8 protein-coding genes are annotated in these 6,627 nt (G+C 69.4%); 3 read left to right on the top strand and 5 right to left on the bottom strand.

The genetic code is table 11. From position 1 onward, the window contains the following. Positions 1–289 precede the first annotated feature (289 nt). Positions 290–709 (top strand): type II secretion system protein, encoded by a 420-nt coding sequence (locus F784_RS25355; protein ID WP_083939216.1) that lies wholly within the window; start codon positions 290–292, stop codon positions 707–709. Positions 710–780: 71 nt separating this feature from the next. Next, the gene (locus tag F784_RS0112630) at positions 781–1,347 is read left to right on the top strand and encodes a DUF1802 family protein (RefSeq protein ID WP_019587094.1); all 567 of its coding nucleotides are present in this window, start codon (positions 781–783) and stop codon (positions 1,345–1,347) included. 89 nt (positions 1,348–1,436) lie between these two features. On the opposite strand, the gene F784_RS0112625 is transcribed toward F784_RS0112630, so the two are convergent. The 3 genes from F784_RS0112625 to F784_RS0112615 are packed head-to-tail and all read right to left on the bottom strand — an operon-like array spanning position 1,437 to position 3,433. After that, the gene (locus F784_RS0112625) at positions 1,437–2,258 is read right to left on the bottom strand and encodes a cytochrome c oxidase assembly protein (protein ID WP_019587093.1); all 822 of its coding nucleotides are present in this window, start codon (positions 2,256–2,258) and stop codon (positions 1,437–1,439) included. Then, positions 2,255–2,917 carry an SCO family protein gene (locus tag F784_RS0112620; protein WP_019587092.1) on the bottom strand — a complete coding sequence of 221 codons (663 nt, stop codon included), beginning with the start codon at positions 2,915–2,917 and terminating at the stop codon, positions 2,255–2,257. The genes F784_RS0112625 and F784_RS0112620 overlap by 4 nt, the downstream gene beginning before the upstream one ends. An 18-nt stretch (positions 2,918–2,935) precedes the next feature. Then, a complete protein-coding gene (locus F784_RS0112615; RefSeq protein ID WP_019587091.1) occupies positions 2,936–3,433 on the bottom strand; it encodes a copper chaperone PCu(A)C in 498 nt (165 codons plus the stop codon). A 164-nt stretch (positions 3,434–3,597) separates the two neighbouring features. Between F784_RS0112615 and F784_RS0112610 the strand changes: the two genes are divergently transcribed. Beyond that, positions 3,598–4,590 carry a substrate-binding domain-containing protein gene (locus tag F784_RS0112610; protein WP_026332450.1) on the top strand — a complete coding sequence of 331 codons (993 nt, stop codon included), beginning with the start codon at positions 3,598–3,600 and terminating at the stop codon, positions 4,588–4,590. 9 nt (positions 4,591–4,599) lie between these two features. Here the strand turns inward: F784_RS0112610 and F784_RS0112605 are convergent, their stop codons facing one another. Together F784_RS0112605 and F784_RS0112600 are read right to left on the bottom strand one after the other, a co-directional pair. Continuing rightward, complete coding sequence (locus F784_RS0112605; RefSeq protein ID WP_019587089.1) at positions 4,600–5,715, bottom strand: GGDEF domain-containing protein; 1,116 nt, start codon at positions 5,713–5,715, stop codon at positions 4,600–4,602. 106 nt (positions 5,716–5,821) lie between these two features. Continuing rightward, positions 5,822–6,433 carry a thymidine kinase gene (locus F784_RS0112600; protein WP_019587088.1) on the bottom strand — a complete coding sequence of 204 codons (612 nt, stop codon included), beginning with the start codon at positions 6,431–6,433 and terminating at the stop codon, positions 5,822–5,824. Positions 6,434–6,627 lie beyond the last annotated feature (194 nt).

Raw genomic sequence — 6,627 nt, 5'->3', positions numbered from 1 at the left:
TGGTACCGGCACATCACGTTAGCCATGCTCGCCCACGCCTTTCTGACCGTGGTCACGGCCCGCGAGAAAAAGGGGGGGAGGCGAGTGACGAAGACCTCATCCCGTTGACCGTCCCCGAGGTGCGACGTCTCCTGCTCCTGGTCTTGCCTCAGATCACGTCAAAGGCCAGGGTGTGGAGCTGGTCGTGGTGGCGACGCCACCACCAGGCACAAGCCAAACGCAGTCACATCCGCCGTCAGCAACGCTGGCTCTCCTCCCACTAACTGCGGCTGTAGTACTAGGAGACCCTATGAAGAACGGAACCCAAGGCTTTACCCTGATCGAACTGCTGATCGTCATCGCCATCATTGGTATTCTCGCGGCAGTGCTAATCCCCAGCCTGCTGGGCGCACGGACCAAGGCTAACGACACGGCCGCCGCGAGTGTTGGCCGTCAGGTCCTGAACGCGATGGCTGCAACGGAAGTTGGCAACACCAGTGGTACCGCGCCCACCTGCGCTTATGCGAGCGGCATAGTTACTGTGACGGCGGATACCGAAACTGCACGTGTCAATGCTCCCGCCCCCATCAGTAACGTTACGTGCTCGAACACGGCGGCAGCGGCAGCCTCCGGGACTACCGCAGCTACTCCCGCTCAGTACTCGGTGGTTGTAACCTATGCGGGCGGCAGTGCTGGCAAGAGCCCCATGACCATGACCGCCGCCAAATAACAGTCGTATCCAAATCCGAGCCGCCCTCCGGGGCGGTTTTTCATTCTCCTCCCCCACGCTACCCTCTCCCCATGATTCCCTCCACTGCTCTCAAGGAATGGGACGCCCAGTGTCAGACACTCACGTCCGGTCAGACCGCCCTCCTGATCCGCAAGGGCGGCATCATGGAGACGCACGCGGGGTTCGAGGTTGAGCACCGCTCCTTCCTCCTCTACCCCACCTTCCTGCACCAAAACCCGGCGGAGCTGAAGCCGGAATTTGCGGGACTGCTGCGAGACGACCCCCAGCCGGGCCGCATCGTACTTCCAGCGCTGGCGGAGGTGGTGGCGGTTCACAAGGTGGAGTCGCTGGAGCAGGCCCTGGCGCTGGAACCGTACCAGGCGCTGACGGTGGGCGCGATTGAGCGCCGCTTCCACTACCGGGGCCGCCCCTGGGTCCACGCCCTGCTGCTGCGGGTGCGTCCGCTACGGGAGCCCCTCGTGCTAGAGGAGACGCCCGAGATGCTGGGCTGCGTGAGCTGGGTGCCACTGCCGGACGTGTCCGCCGAGGCGAGGCCGCCCGTGCTGGAGGAGGGCGAGCTGGAGCGGCTGTGGGGAGAAGTGGAAGGAGTGATCAGCGGGCAGGTCCCACGGAGTTGAACGGGTGAAGGTAATTCACCTCAGTTCATCGCAGAAAGCAGGAGGGGCGGGGACCCTATCAAAGTACTCCGCCCCTCCTGCCTTCCCTTTTATCCGCGCGCCGCCGGGGGCTGCGTCCCGCTGTCGGCGAGTTGGATGAGCCACGCCATCAGTTGCACCAGGGCGAGCCCCGTCGCCGGGAGGCCCGCCAGCATCATGATCCAGCCGCTGATCTGCTGGTTCTCCAGCGGCGAGAGGTTCCACAGGCACAGCGCGCCCACATAGGGGCTGTACAGCACCTGCCGCGAGTACAGCCACACGGCGGCAACAGCCATCATGGGAAGCCCGGCGATCAGGCCGAACCACCCGCGCGAGCCAATGTGGGCGGGCTGCACGCTCGGCAGGGGCCGCAACACGACGCCCCACACGAGCAGGCTGCTCAGCAGGTACAGCACGGGCAGGAGCGCGGCGGCCGTGTTGGTGACCACCGAGGCGTTGAAGCCCGCGGGAATGTTCCAGAAGATGATGACGGCGGCCCACACGGCGAGCGCCACCCAGGGGTCGAGCAGCACGCCGAGCACCCGGCCCAGGGGACGGCGCGGGTCAAGGGCAATTCCGCGCGGCAGGCCCAGGATCAGCAGCGGGGGCACGACCTCCGCGAGGACCATCAGGCGGCCCATGTACAGCGCCATGCTGTTCAGGGTGAGGGTGACAGCGGCGGTCTGCGTGGCGAGGAGGAGCAGCACGATGCCCAGCCCGAACAGCATGGCCTTCCAGATCGGCCAGCGGGCCTGTCCGGCGGGGGTGCGGCGAGCCTGAACGAAGCGCCACACGTAAAAGCCGGAGACCGCCAGCACGGGCAGCCACACCAGGGGGTCGAAGCGCAGGGCGAGGAGGTCCGCCAGGCCGGGGTTCAGGTCGGGGGCACTCATGAGGGAGAGTTCTCCAACACGTGGCGCAGGTCGCGCACCACCCGGTCCACCTGGGTGAGCTGGGTGTAGTCCCACAGCACCCGCAGGCGGCCGGAGGCGTCGATCAGGTACGTGGCGGTCGTGTGGTTGATCTGATAATTGGTCGGGCTCTTCACGTCCGCCTTCTGGTAGGCAACGCCGTAGTTCCGGGCGACCTGCGAGAGGGCGGATTCAGGCACCTGCACCCCCGTCGCCTTGCCGAAAAACTCCACGTACTCCTTTAAACGGGCGGGAGTGTCGCGGGCCGGGTCCACGCTGACGAGGACGATGTCGAAGCGATCCCGTTCCTGGGGTGGCAGGGCCTCGCGGGCCTTTTCCAGGTACGCCAGGGTGAGGGGGCAGATGTTCGGGCAGTGGGTGAAGCCGAAGAAGAGGGCGGTGGTGCGGCCCGTGCCCCCCGGCCGGAAGGTCCAGGGCTGGCCGTTCTGGTCGGTGCCGCTGAAGGTCTGGGCGGCTGGGGGTGGGGTGTACGCCGTGCCGTAGAAGGGGAAGGGGCTCCTGAGCCGCGCGAACACCCACGCGCCGCCCAGCACGAGCACGACCGAGGCGGCGGCCAGCAGGGCGGACACGTACCAGGGCCGCGCGGCGGGGGCGGGAGCAGGGGCGGGCAGGTCGGTCACGGGAGTCCTTTCCGGGGATCAGGGCTTGCGGACGACGGCGCTCACAGTGAGGCTGCGGCCGTCCCGGGTGGTCAGCGTCAGGGGCACCTTCTCCCCTACTTTAGGAACGCGCGTCAGGTCCATCAGCATGAGGTGGTCGCCGTCCGGCCCCATCCGCAGGGTGCTGCCCGCTGCGACGGTGAGGGTGTTGACCCCGCTCATGCCCGTCAAACCCTGGAGGTCCCGCCGGGTGATCATCAGCATCGCGTGGCGGGCGAGCGGGGTGCGGACACCCGTAAGGACGATGGGCGCCTGGCCCGTATTTCTCAGCGTCAGGAAGGCGCTCGTCTCGGTCGCGCCGGGTGGCACGGCCACAACGGTCGCGCCCTGTGCGGTGAGGGCCAGCGGGCGGGCGGAGATCCGGGGCTGGGGGGCCGGAGCCGAGACCGCCGCGCCGTGGTCGGCGTGCCCCGCCGCCGCGGGCAGCAGGATCGCCGCGAGCGCGAGGGCCGCGAGCAGGGGGGTGGGTCTGGACATGCGGGAAAGCCTCCTGGGAATGAACAGGGAAGCGAGGGGGGTGGGAAGACCCGTTCCCCCGGAGTCTAGCGGCGCCGCCCGGGCCGGATTGTCCCCCCCGACCCGCGCCCAGGCCAAAATGGTGGAACAGGTTCCACGGGCCGGGGTATGGTGGGCACACAGTGATGCGGAAACCCACGATTCAGGATGTGGCCCGGCGGGCGGGCGTGGGGGTCGGCACGGTCTCCCGGGTGCTGAACAACCACACCGCCGTGAAGGGCGCGACCCGCGAGACGGTGCTCAAGGCCATCGCCGACCTCGACTACACCCCCAATCCCCACGCGCGGCGCATCGCGGGCGGCAAGAGCTACACCATCAGCGTGTTGCTGCCCGTCGTGACGACCGAGTTCTATGTGCGGCTGCTCGACGGGCTGGAGACCGCCTTTCAGGAGGCGCGCTACGACGTGGCGATCTTTCCGCTGCTCGACCGCTCGCGGCTGGAGCGTTACCTGGGCTCGCACACCCTGGCCTACCAGGCCGACGGGCTGGTGATGGCGACCTACAACCTCACCGCGCTGCTCAGCGAGCGCAGGGTACGCGCCCAGCAGCCCACCGTGCTGGTGGACGCCCACGCGGACAACGTGGACTGCGCCTATATGGACAACGCGACGGGCGGGCGGCTCGCGGGTGAGTACGCCGCCACGTTGCCGGGCGAACTGTACGCGATCTGGGTGGAGACCGAACTCGACCAGCTCTTCACCACCCGCGTGTTCGAGGAGCGCCGCGCGGGCTTCCTGGGGGCACTGGAGGCGGGGGGGCGCACCGTTCGTGCGGAGTTCACCGCGAGCTTCGACGCGCTGGCCGCCCGCAACGCCGCCGTGACGCTGCTCGACGGGGCGCAGCTTCCCTGCACGGTCTTCGCCTCGGCGGACCTGCTCGCGGGCGCGCTGCTCGACGAGGCGCGGCTGCGCGGCCTGACGCCCGGGCAGGACGTGCGCGTGATCGGCTTCGACGACCAGCCCTGGGCGGCGTCGCGGGGCCTGACCACCCTGCACCAGCCCGTCGAGCAGATGGGCTACGAGGCCGCGCACCTGCTGCTGACCCGGCTGGGCGGGTTCCGGGGCCCGCCGCGGGCCCGCCGCTTCGAGCCGCGCCTGATCGTGCGCGACACGGCCTGAAGGGGAGTCTTAGCCCGGCCCGTGGTCCTCGGGGAAAGGCTCCAGCAGGCCGCCGTGGTGGGTGCGCTGGAGGTCCGCGTGCTGCACGTCGTTGCGGCCCCGGTGCTTGGCGGCGTACATGGCCGCGTCGGCCCGGGCGAGCACGACGTCAGGGTGTTCGCCCTCCCGCGCGGTGGCGACGCCGAAACTGGCGGTGATGCCGGTGACCTCGCCGTGGCGCTGCCCTCCCAGTTGGGCCCGCAGCGTGTCCAGCATCTCGCGCACCTGCCGGGTGCTGAGAACGGGCAGGATCAGGAGGAATTCCTCGCCGCCCCAGCGGGCCGCGACGCCGCCACGGGGCAGCGTGCCTTGCGCCGCCTGCGCGACTCCCCGCAGCACGAGGTCGCCCGTCGCGTGCCCGTGCTGGTCGTTCACGGCCTTGAAATGGTCGAGGTCGAACAGCACCAGGGTGAAGCGTTCCCCGTCCTGGGCCAGGGCCGAGAGGCGTTCCTCGGCGGCGCGGCGGTTGGCGAGCCCGGTCAGGGTGTCGCGGTAGGCCGCCGCGCGCTCGGCGAGCAGTTGCACCCGCTGCGCCCCGAAGGTCGCCTGCACGATGATCATGACCGCCCCCACCAGCAGGAATTGCGCGACCGCCCCCACCAGCCGCGGGTCCCCCGCCGAGGGGCCGGTGAGCAGGTGATACACGCACACCGCGAACGCGAGCAGGTACGTGATTCCGGCCAGCCACGCCGCCCGCCGGGGGGAGTACAGCAGGAAGGCCCCGGCGTAGAGCACTGGAAACCAGTACGTACTCTCGCTGAGCATTCGAACCTGCGGTGCGAACACTCGGAACTGCTGCTCCAACGCGAGCAGGAAATACACGCTGGTCATCCCGTAGGCGATGGTGGCCGCCACCCCGACCGTCAGCCACCGCAGCAGCAGCGCGAGTTGCAGCCCCAGCAGGATCAGCGCCAGCGCGGGCAGCGCCACCCGGTCCAGCGGGTCGAACCTGGGGGCCTGGGCCCATAGGGCGCCCACGCAGGCCAGGGTCCCGAACGCCACCAGCAGGGCGAACATGCGCCGTTGCGATGTCTGCCAGAAAGCGGCCTCGTACTGCGGTGGGGGATGCTGGGGGGGGTTGGTCAAGGGCCCTCCGTGTGCTGTTCAGGCCCCCATAGTTTAAGACATTGATGAAAAGTTTGACGTGAAAACTGGGGGGTGGTCTGGACGGGAGGTGGGGCGGCCGGAGCCCTCAGCGCAGCACCGTGTGGTGAACGCGGCAGCGGGCCTCGTAGGTCTCCTGCGCGCCCACCAGCACCACCGGGTCGTCGAAGCGGGCGGGGCGGCCCCCGATCAGGCGCTGCGAGCGGGTGGCGGGGGCGCCGCACACCGTGCAGATCGCGGTGAGTTTCTCGACGCTCTCGGCGCGGGCCAGCAGGTCGGGAATGCAGCCAAAAGGCTCGGCCCGGAAGTCCAGGTCCAGACCCGCCAGGATCACCCGCACGCCCGCCCCCGCCAGGTCGAGCACCAGAGGCCCGAGGTCCGGCCCGAAAAACTGAGCCTCGTCAATGCCGACGACCTCGGGCAGCGCGTGTTCGGGCGCCGAGAGCAGCGGCCCCTCGCCCAGCAGGTGCCCCCGGATCTCCGCCGCCTCGCGCACGGCGACCGCCGGGGTCGAGCGGCCCGCGTGGCTGGCAACCTGCGAGACGTGGTAACGGTCGTCAATGGCGGGCTTGAACACCGCGACCCGCTGCCGGGCGATCACGGCGCGGGTGACGCGGCGAATCAGCTCCTCGCTCTTGCCGCTGAACATCGGCCCGACGATCACTTCCAGGTGCCCGCCGTGGTAGGGAGACTTCAGCACGGGGGGGATTATGGCAGAGGGACGGGAGGAACGGGGACCGGGGACGGGGAGCCTCCCCGGACGGCGGAACGAGGGGGCGAGGGCTTTTGCTGAGGCGTTCGTCAGGACGAGCTGAGGAGGCCCTGTCACCCTGAGCCCTTCGCTGCGCTGGGGGGCAAACTCCACGAAGGGTCCAACCGGATGCCGGAATGTTC

It is taken from the genome of Deinococcus apachensis DSM 19763, assembly GCF_000381345.1.
In the GTDB taxonomy this organism is placed as follows: Bacteria; Deinococcota; Deinococci; order Deinococcales; family Deinococcaceae; genus Deinococcus; species Deinococcus apachensis.
Note: the sequence above shows the minus strand (reverse complement) of the source record. Positions and strands in the feature narration are given on the sequence as shown.